The sequence below is a fragment of the Halopseudomonas sp. genome (genome assembly GCF_041579695.1).
Classification (GTDB): domain Bacteria; phylum Pseudomonadota; class Gammaproteobacteria; order Pseudomonadales; family Pseudomonadaceae; genus Halopseudomonas.
The window spans coordinates 102,596-119,623 of sequence record NZ_JBFGFI010000001.1; the positions used below are offsets into that span (position 1 = coordinate 102,596).

The 17,028-nt window shown below is 61.3% G+C and carries 17 protein-coding genes; 6 read left to right on the forward strand and 11 right to left on the reverse strand.

Annotation, left to right across the window (positions count from 1 at the left end; genetic code table 11):
- Positions 1 to 10 precede the first annotated feature (10 nt).
- Positions 11 to 1,333, reverse strand: coding sequence for a YjgN family protein (locus ABYA88_RS00510; protein ID WP_373184445.1), 1,323 nt, complete (start codon positions 1,331 to 1,333; stop codon positions 11 to 13).
- Positions 1,334 to 1,986: 653 nt separating this feature from the next.
- On the opposite strand from ABYA88_RS00510, the gene ftsH reads away from it, so the two are divergent.
- On the forward strand, positions 1,987 to 3,795 hold the full coding sequence (gene ftsH / locus ABYA88_RS00515) for an ATP-dependent zinc metalloprotease FtsH (RefSeq protein ID WP_373184638.1): 1,809 nt from the start codon (positions 1,987 to 1,989) through the stop codon (positions 3,793 to 3,795).
- A 109-nt stretch (positions 3,796 to 3,904) separates the two neighbouring features.
- Here ftsH and trmB read toward each other — a convergent pair whose 3' ends face one another.
- The 4 genes from trmB to ABYA88_RS00535 all read right to left on the reverse strand — a co-directional run bounded on the left by trmB (position 3,905) and on the right by ABYA88_RS00535 (position 6,150).
- Positions 3,905 to 4,675, reverse strand: coding sequence for a tRNA (guanosine(46)-N7)-methyltransferase TrmB (gene trmB, locus ABYA88_RS00520; protein ID WP_373184446.1), 771 nt, complete (start codon positions 4,673 to 4,675; stop codon positions 3,905 to 3,907).
- 11 nt (positions 4,676 to 4,686) lie between these two features.
- Complete coding sequence (locus ABYA88_RS00525) at positions 4,687 to 5,478, reverse strand: thiazole synthase (protein WP_339844044.1); 792 nt, start codon at positions 5,476 to 5,478, stop codon at positions 4,687 to 4,689.
- A 19-nt stretch (positions 5,479 to 5,497) separates the two neighbouring features.
- Positions 5,498 to 5,698, reverse strand: coding sequence for a sulfur carrier protein ThiS (thiS, locus tag ABYA88_RS00530; RefSeq protein WP_373184447.1), 201 nt, complete (start codon positions 5,696 to 5,698; stop codon positions 5,498 to 5,500).
- 77 nt (positions 5,699 to 5,775) lie between these two features.
- On the reverse strand, positions 5,776 to 6,150 hold the full coding sequence (locus ABYA88_RS00535; RefSeq protein ID WP_373184448.1) for a DUF423 domain-containing protein: 375 nt from the start codon (positions 6,148 to 6,150) through the stop codon (positions 5,776 to 5,778).
- A gap of 51 nt (positions 6,151 to 6,201) precedes the next feature.
- On the opposite strand from ABYA88_RS00535, the gene mtgA reads away from it, so the two are divergent.
- On the forward strand, positions 6,202 to 6,957 hold the full coding sequence (mtgA, locus tag ABYA88_RS00540) for a monofunctional biosynthetic peptidoglycan transglycosylase (RefSeq protein ID WP_373184449.1): 756 nt from the start codon (positions 6,202 to 6,204) through the stop codon (positions 6,955 to 6,957).
- A gap of 15 nt (positions 6,958 to 6,972) precedes the next feature.
- On the opposite strand, the gene ABYA88_RS00545 is transcribed toward mtgA, so the two are convergent.
- From ABYA88_RS00545 to ftsY, 5 genes are all read right to left on the reverse strand, one after another.
- Positions 6,973 to 7,575, reverse strand: coding sequence for a hypothetical protein (locus ABYA88_RS00545; RefSeq protein ID WP_373184450.1), 603 nt, complete (start codon positions 7,573 to 7,575; stop codon positions 6,973 to 6,975).
- Between the two features lie 124 nt (positions 7,576 to 7,699).
- Positions 7,700 to 8,566 carry an RNA polymerase sigma factor RpoH gene (gene rpoH, locus ABYA88_RS00550; protein ID WP_373184451.1) on the reverse strand — a complete coding sequence of 289 codons (867 nt, stop codon included), beginning with the start codon at positions 8,564 to 8,566 and terminating at the stop codon, positions 7,700 to 7,702.
- Between the two features lie 144 nt (positions 8,567 to 8,710).
- A complete protein-coding gene (ftsX, locus tag ABYA88_RS00555) occupies positions 8,711 to 9,715 on the reverse strand; it encodes a permease-like cell division protein FtsX (RefSeq protein ID WP_373184452.1) in 1,005 nt (334 codons plus the stop codon).
- 1 nt (position 9,716) lies between these two features.
- On the reverse strand, positions 9,717 to 10,379 hold the full coding sequence (gene ftsE / locus ABYA88_RS00560) for a cell division ATP-binding protein FtsE (protein WP_373184453.1): 663 nt from the start codon (positions 10,377 to 10,379) through the stop codon (positions 9,717 to 9,719).
- Positions 10,380 to 10,382: 3 nt separating this feature from the next.
- Positions 10,383 to 11,627 carry a signal recognition particle-docking protein FtsY gene (gene ftsY / locus ABYA88_RS00565; RefSeq protein ID WP_373184454.1) on the reverse strand — a complete coding sequence of 415 codons (1,245 nt, stop codon included), beginning with the start codon at positions 11,625 to 11,627 and terminating at the stop codon, positions 10,383 to 10,385.
- A gap of 109 nt (positions 11,628 to 11,736) precedes the next feature.
- Between ftsY and ABYA88_RS00570 the strand changes: the two genes are divergently transcribed.
- From ABYA88_RS00570 to ABYA88_RS00585, 4 genes are read left to right on the forward strand one after another with little or no spacing between them, the layout of a single operon-like run.
- The gene (locus ABYA88_RS00570; protein ID WP_373184455.1) at positions 11,737 to 13,167 is read left to right on the forward strand and encodes a M16 family metallopeptidase; all 1,431 of its coding nucleotides are present in this window, start codon (positions 11,737 to 11,739) and stop codon (positions 13,165 to 13,167) included.
- Positions 13,167 to 14,735, forward strand: a complete 1,569-nt coding sequence (locus ABYA88_RS00575) for a M16 family metallopeptidase (protein ID WP_373184457.1) — start codon at positions 13,167 to 13,169, stop codon at positions 14,733 to 14,735. Before ABYA88_RS00570 ends, ABYA88_RS00575 begins: the two co-directional genes overlap by 1 nt.
- A complete protein-coding gene (gene rsmD / locus ABYA88_RS00580) occupies positions 14,732 to 15,307 on the forward strand; it encodes a 16S rRNA (guanine(966)-N(2))-methyltransferase RsmD (RefSeq protein WP_373184459.1) in 576 nt (191 codons plus the stop codon). The genes ABYA88_RS00575 and rsmD overlap by 4 nt, the downstream gene beginning before the upstream one ends.
- Positions 15,304 to 16,296 (forward strand): hydrolase, encoded by a 993-nt coding sequence (locus ABYA88_RS00585; protein WP_373184461.1) that lies wholly within the window; start codon positions 15,304 to 15,306, stop codon positions 16,294 to 16,296. The genes rsmD and ABYA88_RS00585 overlap by 4 nt, the downstream gene beginning before the upstream one ends.
- A gap of 6 nt (positions 16,297 to 16,302) precedes the next feature.
- Here the strand turns inward: ABYA88_RS00585 and ABYA88_RS00590 are convergent, their stop codons facing one another.
- Positions 16,303 to 16,944: a TetR/AcrR family transcriptional regulator gene (locus ABYA88_RS00590; RefSeq protein WP_373184463.1), complete on the reverse strand. Its 642-nt coding sequence runs from the start codon at positions 16,942 to 16,944 to the stop codon at positions 16,303 to 16,305.
- Between the last annotated feature and the right edge of the window lie 84 nt (positions 16,945 to 17,028).

Below are 17,028 nucleotides of genomic sequence, written 5' to 3' on the forward strand. Positions count from 1 at the left end.
ACAGAATTCCCTAGAAGCCCACGTCGATATCAAACAAATCGCCTACGCCCTCAGCCACCGGACCCACGGCATCTCGCTCGGCAGCGGCAAAGCTATCCAGATCACCCACCGCCAGCACACTGGTATGTTCGGCTTTGTAGCGAGCAGTGCGCACGCGAGCCCAGGGAATAAAAAAGCCCAGGGTCACAAGGATGCCCAGCGTATTGGTACACAGCAGCCAAAAGTAGGACTGCACCTTCCACTGGGCCTCGAAGCGGTGCTCGCGCACATGAATATTGTTGTAGTTAAGGTTGCTGGTGGCCACGACAAAATAGGCGAAAGCACCTAGATACACAGCTGCAACCACCGGGAAAGCCAGCAGCGGCAGCACTATGCCAGCTAAAGATGCGGCAATACCGCCAATCACGAAAATCCCAAGCACTAGCAGAAAGACCACATAGTAAGCGCCCACGGTGGCCCTGAAATCGAGCTCTGCGGTGCCGTAAGCATGGTTGCTATAGACAAATTTTTGCTGCTGGTAATAGGCATAAGGCATCAGGATGCCGAGCGTGACAACGCCAAGCAGCGGCCACAGCAGAAACGCCATCGCGGCCTCACCCAGGCGACCGTGAAATACGAAAGGCACGTTGCGATACTGACTGTAGCGGGCGTTAAAACGCAGCGACGTACAGATCACCCAGGGTATGAACACAATTAACAACACAGCCATTATCACACCGGCGACAATACTCAGCTCCCCCGCCACGGCATAAACAACAAAGAAGACAAAGGCGATGATGCGGCCAATCAGAATCTTGACCGGACTGGCCGTGTAGGAAAAGCTGGCGCCATCAAGCAGGGTATTACCGTAAAAATACTGCTTGTTGCGTACCTTGGCCCAGGCGGAATAAATGCCAAGAGTAATAATGGACAGCAGGATGTTTACGATCCAGATCTTGAAATACTCAAAGCCGTTACCGGTAAAGACAAAAGGCACATGCTCTTCTGTCTTGTGTCTCGTTGCTGCACCGGTATTGGACGAGATTCGCTCGCCGCCGCCCCCAGTAGCAGTGGAAATGGCTGCAGCGTCGGAGGCTGAGGCTACCATCACAGGCTCAGGCTTCAAATGAGCAGCAATACCAATGCTGGAAAGCTTCTGCAGATACTTCTCCCCCAGGGCCTCATCAATACCCGCTTTAATCACGGCACGATTGCTGGCAAGAATTTTCTCGGCTGTCTCTTCGGTGGTCTTGAACAGCTCGGCCAAGGCCGAGCGTGCGTCCGTATGGCTAAAACCGGGCAACACACCGGAACACACCACCTGAAAGTTATTGCCTGTAGCAGAGTCGCTCATCACATTTCCTTTTTTAGTTATTTCTACATTCCTGTACTAGTGCCCCGGCAGGCCGGACCATTACGGTCGAGTTCCCCAGGTATGCGCCCACCGGCTAAACAATCAGGTCTACTTGTGGAGGGGGTTCTGGCACGCTACCGCCCATCCTTGCGCCCAAGAACACGCACAGCGTCGATCTGAACGAATAAAATGCACGCAAGCGGGATTGTCGGCATTCCTTGCCAAAATAGGAGGGAGTGCTGTCAAGCAAGCTTGGCCAGTGGGGTAGATATATCATGCGTTATGGCGCTAGAAAAGTGTTGCTGCCTGGTCGGCTTCCAACCGCTCCAGAAACATCGCCAGCGCCGCCATCTCCGTTTCAGCCCTTTACGCACCCGCAGCTTGTTGAGCCTGGATAACTCCCCCAGGCTGAAATGCTCCAACACGGCGGGATGGATGTAGCACTTGCAGCAGAAAACCCGGGTCAGATGAACATTTCCACTAATTACCACTCCAATTTTTGTTAACTGACTGGACCCTTTGTTAATAGCAGCAATTACCGTGGTGACCCGCTATACGCCTGTTCGACACCACTGCATTGATAACGATCAAGCCGTGGTAGGGCATTCCGGGGTTTAATTGGACCATACCTACAGCCTGAGGTGCTTATGGCGCTGCACAAGACCCATCAATGGAATCTGGGTTATTTCGCCTTTGCTTTCATCTTGCTGATGCTATTTCAAGGCTGGTGGGGCACCCAGCAGTCAACCACCACGCTGCCCTATAGCGAGTTCCTCGAGCAGCTTGAACAGGGCGCGGTGACGGACCTGGTTATCAGCCAGCATGACATTCAAGGTCGTTTTGTCTCACCGGCGGGCTCTCATACACGCTTTGTTACCCAGCGGGTTGATACTGATCTGGCGGAGCTGCTGGTGCGCCATGACACTGTATTCCGCAATCGGCCGAGTAGTACCTGGTTGAGCAATCTGCTCTCCTGGCTGTTTCCAATGCTGCTGATCATTGGTATCTGGGTATTCATGTTCCGCAATATTGCCAATCGCCAGGGCCTTGGCGGTATGGTCAATATCGGCAAGTCGCGAGCTCGCGTGTATGTCGAGCGCGATACCGGGGTGACCTTTAAAGATGTAGCCGGCATTGATGAAACCAAAGCCGAGTTGCAGGAAATCGTTTCGTTTCTCAAGGATCAGCCCCGCTACGGCCGGCTGGGCGCGCGTATTCCCAAGGGCATCCTGTTGGTCGGCCCGCCGGGCACAGGGAAAACCCTGGTAGCCCGGGCTGTTGCAGGCGAGGCAGGAGTGCCGTTCTTTTCGATTTCCGGTTCAGAATTTGTTGAGATGTTTGTTGGCGTGGGCGCGGCGCGAGTTCGCGATCTTTTTGTGCAAGCCCGTGAGGCCGCTCCCTGTATCATCTTTATCGATGAGCTGGACTCCCTTGGCATGAGGCGAGGAGTGGGCAACCTCGGCGGCAATGATGAAAAGGAGCAGACCTTGAATCAGTTGCTGGCTGAGCTGGATGGCTTTGATCCGCACGAAGGTGTGGTTCTGCTTGCAGCCACCAACCGCCCGGAAGTACTGGACCCGGCCTTGACCCGGGCGGGTCGATTTGATCGGCAGGTAATCATCGACCGCCCGGACCGGGTGGGCCGTGCGGCAATTTTGCAGGTTCATCTGAAGCGGGTTATCTGTGATGCCGATATAGATCCAGACAAGATAGCGGGCCTGACGACCGGTTTTACCGGTGCGGATCTTGCCAATCTGGTGAATGAAGCCGCGATCATTGCTACCAGACGCGATGCCGATAGCGTGGGCATGGATGATGTCACCCAGGCCATCGAACGTATTGTGGCCGGTTCCGAGCGCCATGGGCGGCTCCTGCAACCCCATGAAAGAGAGGTCGTGGCCTACCATGAAATGGGCCACGCACTGGTGGCGGCGGCGCTGCCCGGCATGGACCCGGTGCACAAGGTATCAATCATCCCGCGCTCAGTCGGCGCGCTGGGTTATACCCTGCAGCGGCCAACCGACGATCGCTACCTGATTACTACCCGGGAGCTGAAAAATCGTCTTGTGGTTCTGCTAGCCGGCCGTGCCGCGGAGGATGTGGTATTCCAGGAAATCTCTACCGGCGCGGCAGATGATCTTGCCCGGGTAACCGATATTGCACGCCAGATCGTCACCCGCTTTGGCATGTGCCCCGAGCTGGGGCAGGGGGTTTTTGAGCAGCACCAATCGCGCTTTCTGGGCGACAATCCTGGGGTGGGTCTGAGCCGCGACTATTCCGAGAAAACCGCCGAGAAAATCGACCAGTCGATCAAGCAATTGATAGACAGTGCCTACCAGGAGGCACATGCCCTGCTGGAACAGCGCCGTGACTTGCTTGAGCAGGGTGCGCGCTTGCTGCTTGAGCACGAAACCGTCACACCCGAGCAATTCCCGGCCTTGGTCGGCGAGCCTGCGCCCTAACCGCTCGAGCCACCGGGACGCTCTTGCGCCAAATCCGCTGACCGCTCCCATGGCAATATTCATACTGCCTGCCATGCTTGCTCAAATCAGGTCATTGCCTACTGGCGTCTCAGGCCACCCGCTCGAACTTCAGGTCCCACACCCCATGCCCCAACCGCTCGCCGCGGCGTTCGAACTTGGTGATCGGCCGCTCTTCCGGGCGCGGGACGTGGGTGCCGTCTTCGGCCAGATTGCGGTAACCCGGTGCGGCGCTCATGACTTCCAGCATGTGCTCGGCGTAGGCTTCCCAGTCGGTAGCCATGTGGAAGATGCCGCCGATTTTCAGCTTGCTGCGTAGCTGCTCGACAAACGCCAACTGCACGATGCGACGCTTGTTGTGCTTCTTCTTGTGCCAGGGATCGGGGAAGAACAGCAGTACCCGGTCCAGGCTGGCATCGGGGATGCACTGGTTGAGCACTTCGATAGCATCGCAGTCGAATACCCGCAGGTTGCTGACGCCGGTTGTCAGCACGCCGTTGAGCAGAGAGCCCACACCCGGGGGATGCACCTCGACGCCGATAAAATCCTGCTCGGGTGCGGCTTGAGCCATTTCCAGCAGGGATTGCCCCATACCAAAGCCGATTTCCAGGGTGCGGGGTGCGTGGCGGCCGAACATGGCGGCCAGATCCAGCTGGCCCTGGTCCAGGTTCAGGCCAAAGCGCGGCCAGCCGAGATCGATGCCGCGTTTCTGGGCCTCGGTCATGCGGCCGGCGCGCATCACGAAGCTGCGGATGGCGCGGCGCGGATGGGCTGCGCCCTCCTCGCCTGTAGCGGCTTCGGGCGCCGGGTTCTGGTCTTCGTCTGGCAGGTTGTCGGCGCTGTCGATCGGGGTCTGGGACATGTAGGACTCGTTCAGAAAAAGGTGCCGGCCAGCGGCGAGGAGGCGCTGGCGTAGAGCTTGCGTTCCATCCGCCCGGCGAGAAACGCGCCACGCCCGGCAAGTACGGCATGCTTCATGGCTTCGGCCATCATGACCGGCTGTTTGGCATGGGCGATGGCGGTGTTCATCAATACGCCGGCACAACCCAGCTCCATGGCAATGGCCGCATCGGAAGCGGTGCCCACACCGGCGTCGACCAGTACCGGCACGGTGGCCTCTTCGAGGATGATGCGCAGGTTGTACGGGTTGCAGATACCCAGGCCCGAGCCGATCAGACCGGCCAGCGGCATAACTGCCACGCAACCCATCTCGGCCAGCTGGCGGGCGATGATCGGGTCGTCGCTGGTGTAGACCATCACGTCAAAGCCATCCTTGATCAGTACTTCGGCGGCCTTGATGGTTTCGATCACGTTGGGGAACAACGTCTTCTGGTCGGCGAGTACTTCCAGCTTGACCAGGTTGCGCCCGTCCAGCAGTTCGCGGGCCAGGCGGCAGGTGCGCACGGCGTCTTCGGCGGTATAGCAGCCAGCGGTGTTGGGCAGGATGGTGTAGCGATCCGGCGGGATCACGTCCAGCAGGTTGGGCTCATCGGGGTTCTGGCCGATGTTGCTGCGACGGATGGCGACGGTGACGATCTCCGCGCCCGAGGCCTCGATGGCCGCGCGGGTCTCTTCCATATCCTTGTACTTGCCGGTACCAACCAGCAACCGTGAGCCGTACTGTACGCCGGCAATGGTAAAGGCATCCTGATTCAGATCTGTCATGGGTTCTCCGCAGGGCAGGCTAGCCGCCGCCAATGGCATGGACGATTTCGACCCGATCACCCTCGGCGAGAAAGGTCTCGCTGTGCTCGCTGCGCGGCACGATTTCCAGGTTCAGCTCGATGGCCAGACGCTTGCCGGTCAGACCCAGATGCTCGATCAGGTCGGTCAGGGTCATTGCGCGGTCAAGGACGAAAGGGTCGCCATTCAGTAGGATCTGCATGGACTTCTCGGGGGCTGGGGGTCATCGGAAAGCGCTATTGTAACGTGATCGCGCCGGGGCTGACCATGCTCAACGGCTCACAGGTGACGCCATACGCCCGCGCCCATGCACAGCCAGGCGAGCATGAAGGCCACACCACCGAAGGGCGTGATGATGCCCAGCTTGCCGATGCCGCTGAGCGCCAGGGCATACAGGCTGCCGGAAAACAGCAGGATACCGGCGACGAAGAGCCCACCGGAGACCTTGAACAGCGTACCCTCCGGCCAGCGCAGCAACAGCAGCGCGATGCCGACCAGTGCGGCGGTGTGCCACAGCTGGTACTGGACACCGGTCTGGAAGGCATTGAGCAGATTCTCCGGCAGTTTGTCGCGCAGGCCGTGGGCCCCGAACGCGCCCAGTGCTACCCCGGTAAATCCGCTGACAGACGCCAGCAAAAGCAATAGTTTGGCCATGGCCGAATACTCCGTTCTATACTGCGGGCCAACGCTGGGAAGGACCCATTAATGTTCAAGAAAGTACTGCTCAAGGTCGTCAAGTGGGTGCTGATCCTCATGCTGATCAGCCTGCTGCCGGTCATTCTCCTGCGCTGGGTACCCTCCCCCGGCTCGGCGCTGATGGTCGAGCGCTGGATCGAACACCGCGGCGATGACACTCCCTACGAAATTCGCCGCGACTGGGTGCCGTACGACAGCATACCCGATAGCATGAAAATGGCGGTGATCGCCGCCGAAGACCAGAGCTTTGCCGAGCACTATGGTTTCGACGTGGCTGCGATCAAGGCAGCGGTGGAGCATAACCGACGCGGCGGCAGCGTGCGCGGGGCCAGCACCATCAGCCAGCAGGTGGCGAAGAACCAGTTTCTCTGGTCCGGCCGCAGCTGGGTGCGCAAGGGCCTGGAGGTCTGGTTCACGCTGTGGATCGAAGTGCTCTGGCCAAAGCAGCGGATTCTCGAGGTATATCTCAACATTGCAGAGTGGGATCGCGGCGTATTTGGTGTGGATGCTGCGGCTCAGGCCCATTTCGGGATCGGCGCCAGCTACCTGTCTGATCGCCAGGCCAGCCTGCTGGCGGCCGTGTTACCCAATCCACGGGAGTGGAGCGCGGCAAACCCACCGGCCCATGTCCAGCGCCGCGCTCGCTGGATCCAGAATCAGTCCCGCCAACTGGGTGGCAGCCACTACCTGCGCGAGATGCAGGAGGGCCGGGCATTACCCGACTGGCTCTCCCTGCGTTACTGGCGTAACCGCCTGGACATCTGAGCAGCCGCTGCGGCTCTAGCGGGCGCCCTGCAATCCGAACATGATTGAATGCGCCTCGTCACCACTGACCGCAACCACCACGCCTTCGCGGCCATATACCCACGCCTGGTTACCTTCACTGACATCCATGCGCATGTCCGGCTCGCCCAAGGTGGCCATGATACGTTTCACCGCGACCGGTTCGGCCGGAATCAGGCTGACGCGCTCGACTGGTTGGCCGGCCAGCGCGGCACCTACCGAGGGCGACACCGACTGATCGCGCATACCAGCCTGCCAGTCCTGCGCCTGGACCAGGCTCTCCATGCGCTCGGGATCCAGCTCGATGACTGCCTGTATCCGCCAGTTGAGTTCGTCGCTCTCGATCACATAGCGGCTGACCAATAGCGGCTCGTCCTCGACACTGACCATCCACAATCTGCCCACGCCCAACGGCTTGTCCACCCCCGCCAGGGTCAGCTCGCCTTCGCGCAGCGGGGTCCAGATTGACTGCTGATATTGCTTCTGCCACTGCAGCGGCTCAGGTTCGCGCTGGTCCATGACCCAGGTAACGAGGAAATACAGGCCGATCACGACCACACTCAAAAGGGTGGCCATGCCGGCTCGGGGGCGATAACTCATGCGCTACTCCTGAAAGTTTGTTATTAGTTGCCGGGATTATGCCGGTTGGGGCGCCGGGGGGCCAGAAACACAAAAGGCATCCCGGAGGATGCCTTTTGCTGCTGGATGCCGTCGATTACTGCAATCAGGCGGCGTCTTCGCTGTCCAGATTCTTCTTCAACTTGTTCATCGCGTTCTTTTCCAGCTGCCGGATGCGTTCGGCCGACACCTGATACTTGGCCGCCAGCTCGTGCAAGGTGGCCTTTTCCTCGGCCAGCCAGCGCTGATAGAGAATATCGCGGCTGCGCTCGTCGAGCTGTTCCAGACCGTTCTGCAACTGGGCAACCGAACTGTCGGCCCAGTCAGAGGACTCCAGCTGGGTGGCCGGATCGTAGCGCTTGTCCTCGAGATAATGCACCGGCGCATAGGCCTTTACGTCGTCGTCCTCATCCTGGGCACCATCGAAACCGACATCCTGCCCGTACAGGCGACTCTCCATCTCACGCACTTCACGGGTCACCACGCCCAGATCGGCCGCTACCGCATTGACTTCCTCCTCGGACAGCCAGGACAGCTTCTTCTTGGCACTGCGCAAGTTGAAGAACAGCTTGCGCTGGGCCTTGGTGGTCGCGACCTTGACGATGCGCCAGTTACGCAGGATGAACTCGTGGATCTCGGCACGGATCCAGTGCACCGCAAAGGACACCAGACGCACACCCATCTCCGGGTTGAAACGCTTGACCGCCTTCATCAGACCGACGTTACCTTCCTGCACCAGGTCTGCCTGGGCGAGGCCATAGCCGGAATAACTGCGGGCGATGTGCACAACAAAGCGCAGGTGCGACATGACCAGCTGCCGCGCCGCTTCCAGATCTTCGCTGTAGAACAAACGATCAGCCAACTCCCGCTCCTCTTCAACACTGAGGATCGGAATTCTGCTCACCGTCTGGACATAAGCCTCCAGGTTCGCACCGGGGACCAGATTATGTACGGGCTGCAAAGCAGTGCTCATGTTTGTACTCCAAAAAATTGACAGCCGAGTATATCACTGCGGGATATGACTGTGAATGCTCGCTCAAGTTCAGCACAAGGACAGCTTTTTAGTGCGCTTCAGTGAAAGCCGCCCGCGTGCTTGCGCCCTCGTGCAAAGAGACAATCATTCCGGCTGGATGTCTGCAATGTGCCGACCAACGGCAAGCCATGCACCGACCAGACCGAGCAGCATCGCGCCGGCGACCAGTGTCAGCCCATCGACCACCGGCATACCGGCCAGCTCGAAGTCACTCTGGTACAGCGTCGCCACTTCGCGCACGGCACTGTTCAACCAGCCCATGCCGACCGCGAGCAACAGCCAGGCCAGCAGCCCGGCGATCAACCCGTACAGCACCCCTATATAGAGGAATGGCCGGCGGACGAAGGCATCGGTACCGCCGACCAGCTTGATTACCAGGATCTCGTCGCGCCGGCTTTCGATCGCCAGGCGGATGGTGTTGATCATCACCAGCAGCAGCGCCAGTACCAGCAATACCGCCAACCCGCCGGTGAAGCGTTCCAGAAGGGCGAGAATCCGCGTCAGCCGCTCTATCCACAGCAGGTCAATCTGCACCTGATCAACACCCTGCATGCCGGCCAGCCGGTCGCGCAGCGGCTCAAGGGTAGCGGCGCCGCCCTCGATACTCACCGGGGTAACGATTATTACCGCCGGCAACGGGTTGTAGGCCAGCTGGTCCAGCGCATCGCCCATTCCCGAGTGCTGCTTGAACTCGGCCAGGGCCAGTTCGGCATCCAGCAGTTGTGCATCGGCCACCTGCTCCTGCGCGCGGACCTGCTCCAGCAGGCTGCCAGCGGATTCGGCGCTCACATCCTCCTGCAGGTACACAGAGAGTTGCGCGGCTCGCTGCCAGTCGACACCCAGCCGCTCGACCTGGCCAATCAGCACTGCCAGACCCATCGGCAGGGCCAGCACGATGGTCATGACCAGAATCGTCATCGCACTGCTCAGCGGGTTGTGTCGCAGCCGCTCCAGCGCCTGGCGCGCACTGTCACGATGGCTGCCAAGCCAGCTGCGCAGCGAATGTTTCCAGCTGTGCTGTGAGCGTGCGGCACCCTTGGGCGCCTTTGCATCACGTTTGCCCGGCGTTTTCTGCTTGTCGTCAGCCATGCTATTCCCCGTCCCGAAGCAGACGGCCCTGATCCAGGGTCAGCATGCGGTGATCCAGCGTGGCGATCAGCGGTAGGTCGTGACTGGCGATAATCACCGTGACGCCCACGCGGTTGAAGTCCTCGAACAGCGACATGATCTCGGCCGACAATGCCGGGTCCAGGTTCCCGGTCGGCTCGTCGGCCAGCAGCAGCGCGGGCTTGTGCACCACCGCGCGGGCAACGCCGACGCGCTGCTGCTCGCCACCGGAAAGGGCGATGGGATACAGGTTTTCCTTGCTCAGCAGCCCGACCTTGTCCAGCGCTGCGCGCACCCGCCGGCCCACTTCACCGGGCGGCGTACCGTTGATGATCAGCGGCAAGGCAACGTTGTCGAATACCGTGCGGTCGAACAGCAGCTGGTGATTCTGGAACACCACGCCCACCTGACGACGCAGATAGGGGATGTCATCGCCGCTGAGTTCGCGCAGGTTCTGCCCGCCCACGTGTACCTGGCCGGACGTGGGCCGCTCCATGCACATGATCAGCTTGAGCAGCGTGCTCTTGCCCGCGCCGGAATGGCCGGTGATGAATACCATCTCACCGACCTTGATGTGGAAGCTCAGGTTATCCAGGCCCATGTGGCCGTTGGGATAACGCTTGCTGACCTGCTCGAAACGAATCATGGCCTACTCACGCCCGAATAGCGCCTTGACGAACTCCGGCGCGGTAAACGGCCGCAGATCGTCGATCTTCTCGCCTACGCCGATGAAGCGGATGGGCAGGCCAAACTGCTTGGCCAGCGCGAAGATGACGCCGCCCTTGGCGGTACCGTCCAGCTTGGTCAGCACCAGTCCGTCGAGACCCACCGCCTGGTCGAACAGCTTGGTCTGGGAAATCGCGTTCTGCCCGGTGCCTGCATCCAGCACCAGCAGGATTTCATGCGGCGCGTCCGGGTCGAGCTTGGTCATTACCCGTTTGACCTTCTTCAATTCGTCCATCAGGTTGTCTTTGTTGTGCAGCCGGCCGGCGGTGTCGGCGATCAGTACATCTACGCCACGGGACTTGGCCGCCTGCAGCGCGTCGAACACCACCGAGGCCGAATCGGAGCCGGTGTGCTGCGCCACCACCTGGATATTGTTGCGCTCACCCCAGACCTGCAATTGCTCGACTGCCGCCGCGCGGAAAGTGTCGCCCGCGGCGAGCATGACGCTGCGGCCCTCGCTCTGCAGGCGCTTGGCCAGCTTGCCGATGGTGGTGGTCTTGCCCACACCATTGACGCCGACAACCAGAATCACGAAGGGTTTTTTCTCCGGCGAGATCACCATGGGCTTGGCGACATCCACCAGCAACGTCTCGAGCTCGTCCTGCAATGCGCGGTACAACGCCTTGCGATTGGACAGCTGGCGACGGCGTACGCGCTGCTGCAATGACTCCATGATCAGCGTTGCCGCCTCGATGCCTACGTCGGCCATCAGCAGACGGGTTTCCAGCTCTTCGAGCAGCTCGTCGTCGATGTCTTTCTCGCCGAGGAACATGTTGGCCATGCCCTCGCCCAGATTGACGCTGGTCTTGGACAGACCTGATCTCATGCGCGCGAGGAAACTGCCTGCGGCGGGCTCCTGTTCCTCGGGCCGGGATTCCGGTCGCCGGGACTCCGGCTGCTGCTTTTCTTCCGCCTGACCCAGTCCGGAGAACAGCGACTCAGCCGCGGCGCGCGCCGCTTCATCGCTGCTCTGAGTCGTGCTCTCAGGAGCGCTCCTGGGCGCTGACTCAGGCGTCGGCTCAGGCGTCGATTGGACCGGAGCCTGATTGTCGGTGTCTTCGGTCTTGCGTCTGCCCCAGCCGAACAGGCCCTTTTTCTCGGACTTGCTGGCCTCGGGCTGGTCTTTGGCTGTGGCGGGGCGGTCTGACTTGTCTTTGGAACCAAACATTGACTTTCACTATCTAGGATCGGGCAGCGGGTGTTTGACCGCCGCATTGAAGGTTGGGTTATCCTACCCCACTTCCGCCACAGGCGGTACGTTCCTACAGGATGCTTGCATGCTACGGCTGAAAATCGCTTTTACTACCTTTATCCTCGCCCTGGCTGGCCTCCCCGCCCAGGCGCAGGAGCCACGCCAGGCCACCCACGAGTTCCATCTGGACAACGGGCTGAAGGTGATAGTTCGTGAAGATCACCGCGCTCCGGTCGTGGTCTCCCAGCTCTGGTATCGGGTCGGCAGCAGCCATGAGCCGCCGGGCCAGACCGGCATCTCCCACGCGCTGGAACACATGATGTTCAAGGGCAGCGAAAACCTGGAGCCGGGCGAGGCCTCGAAACTGCTGGGCAGCCTGGGCGCCCAGGAAAACGCGTTCACCAGTCGCGACTACACAGCCTACTACCAGGTGCTCAGCCGCGAGCACCTGCCGATAGCGCTGGAAATGGAGGCCGAGCGTATGCATACCGCGCGGCTGCCGGAGGACGAGTTCCTGCGCGAGATGGAAGTTATAAAGGAAGAGCGCCGGCTGCGTGTGGATGACAATCCCAACAGCCTGGCTTATGAGCGATTCCTTACCCAGGCCCATATGGCCAGCCCCTATAGCAAGCCGATCATCGGCTGGATGCACGACCTGGAGCGCCTGACCATCGAGGATCTGCGCGCCTGGTATCGCACCTGGTACCAGCCGGGCAACGCCATTCTGGTAATCGTCGGCGATGTTTCGCTCGAGGAAGTGCGGCCACTGGTCGAGACCTATTTCGGTCCCATTCCGGCCGGCGAACTGCCACCACAGAAAGCGCCGCTGGAGTTGCCGGGCGGAGCCCAGCGCAATGTCACCATCGAGGTCGACGTGCAGCTGCCGAGCCTGATCATGAGCTTCAATGTACCCAGCCTGAGCACCGCCGCAGAAGCCTGGGAGGTGCATGCTCTGCGTCTGCTCGAGGGCGTGCTGGATGCGGGCTACAGCGCCCGGCTGGCCAGCCGGCTGGAGCGTGACCAGGCGATAGCTACCTCGGCTAACGCCAGCTACAGCGGCTTTGCCCGCGGCGACACGCTATTCATGCTCAGCGGCCTGCCCAATCCGTCGCGCGGGGTTACCCTGGACCAACTCGAGGAGGCGCTCTGGGCAGAGGTCGATCTGCTGAAGAACACGCCGCCGGACTCCGCAGAGCTCACCCGGGTCAAGAACCAGTTGATTGCCGAGGAGGTGTACGCGCAGGACAGCATCACCCATCAGGCCAACCAGATTGGCCAGCTCGAGAGCGTCGGACTGGACTGGGAGCTGATTGAACAGGATGCCGCCGCGCTGGAGGCCATTACGCCAGAGCAGATCAGCGCAGTGGCCGCAAAGTATCTGGTAGCCGAACGGCTGACCCGCGGCCATGTCATTCCCGCGAAGCCGGCTACAGAGTCCGAGCCACCGGCGTCGGAACCGATGCCGCAAGCGCCCGCCACCCAGGCCCCGACGAACGAACGCCAAGGAGCCAACTGATGTCCGCCAGACCCATACCCCTCGTGCGCTGGCTGCTTGCCGGTGTTGTGCTGGTTCTAGTATTCGGCCTGTTATTGAGCAAATCCATTAACCGCGACGATCAACCCACGCCGGCAGCGGCTCAGGTTGACGACGCCGCTCCCGCAAAGACCGCCGACGACACCTCGCCCGACGCGGACCCCGATCAGTTGCCACCGCTCGAATCATTGCAGCGGGTCGACCTGGACAAGGCGCCAGCACGTCGCAGCCTGGACCTGCAGCACTGGACCACCGATGAGGGCGCGCGGGTCTATTTCATGCAGGCCGCCGAGCTGCCCATGCTTGATCTGCAACTGATGTTTGCTGCTGGCGCCAGCCGCGACGGCAATCTGCCGGGCCTGGCCCTGGTGACCAACGGCATGCTCAATGAAGGCGTCGAAGGAATGGACGCCGGCGCCATCGCTGCCAACTTTGAAAAGCTCGGCGCGCAGTACAGCAACAGCTCACACCGCGACATGGCGCTGGCCAGCCTGCGCACGCTGACGGCCAACGACAAGCTGCAGCCGGCACTGGACCTGTTCGCCCGGGTAGTCAGCGAGCCGGCCTTTCCCGGTGACGCGCTGGACCGATTGCGCAACCAGCTACTGGCCAGCCTGCAAATGCGCCAGCAGAGCCCTTCGGCGCTGGGCAGCGAAGCCTTCTGGGCGGCGCTGTATCCCGAGCATCCCTATGGCAGTCTGCCTTCCGGGCAGCCCGACAGCCTGGCACTACTGAAGACGGAGACGCTGGAAACCTTCCATGACGAATACTACACAGCGGGCAATGCGGTAATCGCCCTGGTCGGCAACGTCGACCGGCAACAGGCCGAGCGTATTGCCAGCCGGATTGCGCGCGCGCTGCCACAAGGGCCTGCCGCTGCGACGGTGCCAGAGCCCGATGCCGTACAGGCTCGCCATGAACATGTGCTGTTCGATTCGCAGCAGACCCACATCCTGCTCGGCCAGCTCGGCATCAGCCGGCATGATCCGGACTATGCCGCGCTGTACGTCGGCAACCAGATTCTCGGCGGCTCCGGTTTCGGCTCGCGCCTGATGGAGCAGATTCGCGAGAAGCGCGGGCTATCCTATTCGGTAAACAGCAGCATGGTGCCGATGCAGGCCGACGGCCCCTTCCAGATCAGCATGCAGACCCGCAGCGATCAGGTCACGCTGGCGCTGGAAGTGATCGATACCACGCTTGAAGAGTTCGTGCGCGACGGCCCGACACAGGCGGAGCTGGTGCGCAGCAAGCGCCAGATCATGGGCGAGTTTCCGCTGTCCACCGCCAGCAACAGCGCTATCGTCAGCCAGCTGAGCATGATCGGCTTCTACGATCTGCCGCTCAACCATATGCAAATATTCCTCGATCAGGTGGAAAAGCTCACAGTCGACGAAGTGCGTGATGCATTCCAGCGACATGTCGATCCCGACCGGAGGGTGATCGTTACCGTGGGGCCGGAGATGGTGCTTGAGGAAGTCGAAGCGCTCGAGGGCGTGGAGCCGGCCGAAGAACTGATGACTCCGGCAGAGATGATGGAGCCCGCGGAATGAAACCAGTGTCCAGCCAGCAGAGTCAGTTGCGCATCATTGCCGGTGCCTGGCGTAGCCGCCGCTTCGCCTTCCGCGTGCAGCCGGGCCTGCGACCGACCCCGGACCGGGTGCGCGAAACCCTGTTCAACTGGCTTAGTGGCCACGTGGAAGGTGCGCGCTGCGTGGATCCGTTTGCCGGCAGTGGCGCGCTGACGCTGGAAGCGCTGTCCCGCGGTGCTGCATGGGTACTTGCCGGCGACACCAGTCGGGAAGTGGTCAACACCCTGCGCGAGCACTTGCAGACCCTGAACTGCGACCGCGCCGAGATACGCCAACAGGACGCCCTGGCGATGCTGGCAACCGCTCCGGCCGAGCCGTTCCAGCTGGCGTTCCTCGATCCACCGTTTCGCCAGGACCTGCTCGCCCCGGCTTGCGCCGCGCTCGAAGACAATGGCTGGCTGAGCCCGGACGCGCTGATCTATACCGAAAGCGAGTGCCGGCCGAGCGAGCTACCGCGGCCGGCGAGCTGGACGCTGCACCGCGAGAAGCGCGCCGGTCAGGTCTGGTATAGCCTCTGGCAACGCCACGCGTGACGCCGTTTCGCCCGGCCAGATGGCTGCCCGGTGGCCATTTGCCTACGCTGTATGCCCCTTTGTTCCGCCTCTCGCCGGTTTTGCAGCGCCGGCGTGAACGGGTGACCCTGGCGGACGGCGACTTCCTCGATATCGACTGGTACGGGCCGGAAGATTCAGGCCACCCCTGCGTGATCCTGCTGCATGGCCTGACCGGCAGCTCAAGCTCGCTGTACATTCTCGGCCAGCAGCAGGCCCTGGCGGCAATCGGCTGGCAGAGTGTGGCGGTGAACTGGCGTGGCTGCTCGGGCGAGCCGAATCATCTGGCTCGCGGTTACCATTCCGGCGCCAGCGAAGATCTTGCCGAGGTGATCGAACATCTTCACCAGGCCGCGCCGAATCGGCCTCTAGCCGCAGCGGGTTACTCCCTGGGTGGCAACGTGCTGCTCAAGTATCTGGGCGAGCGTGGCGCCGATGCACGATTGCAGGCGGCGGCCGCGGTTTCCGTGCCGTTTCGCCTGGACCAGTGCGCCGACCGGCTTCAGCTGGGCTTTTCCCGGGTGTACCAGGCCCGCTTCATGCGCGACATGCTGGCCTATGTGAAGAACAAGCAGCGGCTGTTCGCCCATCAGGATCGCGGGGCCGAACATGCCCGGCTGGCTGCGCTGGGATCACTGGAAGGCATGGATTCATTCTGGGATTTCGACGGACGGGTGACAGCGCCGCTGCATGGCTACACCAGCGCGGAGGATTACTACCGGCGCTGCAGCAGCCGCTTCTTCCTCGGTACCATCGCGGTGCCTACGCTGATCATCCAGGCGCTGAATGATCCCTTCGTCTACCCACACAGCCTGCCCGAGCAGGTCGAGCTGTCGCCCGGCACACAAATGGAACTGCACCCCGGTGGCGGGCACGTGGGCTTTGTCGAGGGCTCCGTTGCAAAACCGCGCTTCTACCTCGAACGGCGCCTGCCGCAGTGGTTCGTCTCGCAGTGTGCCAGCGGCGGATAACCGGGTTCACAGCGGGACGTAGTAATAATCCAGCATGGCCTGCACGGCCTCGCGCGAACGGGCAGTCAGCAGCCCGCGCTCCTGCGCCAGCACCTGGTAGACCCCGCGGCGCAGCAGCTCGGGCGTCAACTCAGGCTGTTCCGGATCCAGTACGGTGGTGTACAGGTAACCTACCCAACCGGTCATCAGCAGCCAGCTGTTGATCGCCAGCGCCTGCGGATCGGTCCGCTCCCGGCAGAGAATATCGGCATCGACCAGGCCCTGGTAGATCGCCTCGCCGCTGTGCACACAGCGCTGTGAAAACACCCGATAGCGCTGGGCCAGATCCGGATCACTATTGAGCAGATGCTCCAGATCGCGATGCAGAAAGCGGTACTCCCAGAGCCCGGCAAAGATCGACTCCAGATAGCGCGCCTTGTCGGCAATTTCCAGCGGGCGGCCCTGGGGCACGCTCAGATAGGCATCGACCTGCTGCTCATAGGCGCCGAACAGCTCGGCGATGATCTGCTGCTTATTGCGAAAGTGGTAATACAGGTTCCCCGGTGACATGCCCATGTGCACCGCGATGTGATTGGTGGTTACCGTGCGCTCACCCAGCTCGTTGAATAGCTGCAGGCTGGTATTGAGTATGCGATCGCGGGTTTTCATGCCTATTCCCAATAGTTGGAACATATCGAATGCCGTCGCCGATCCGGCAGTTGCATTGACAGCCTAGAGCAATTGCTCTAAAAA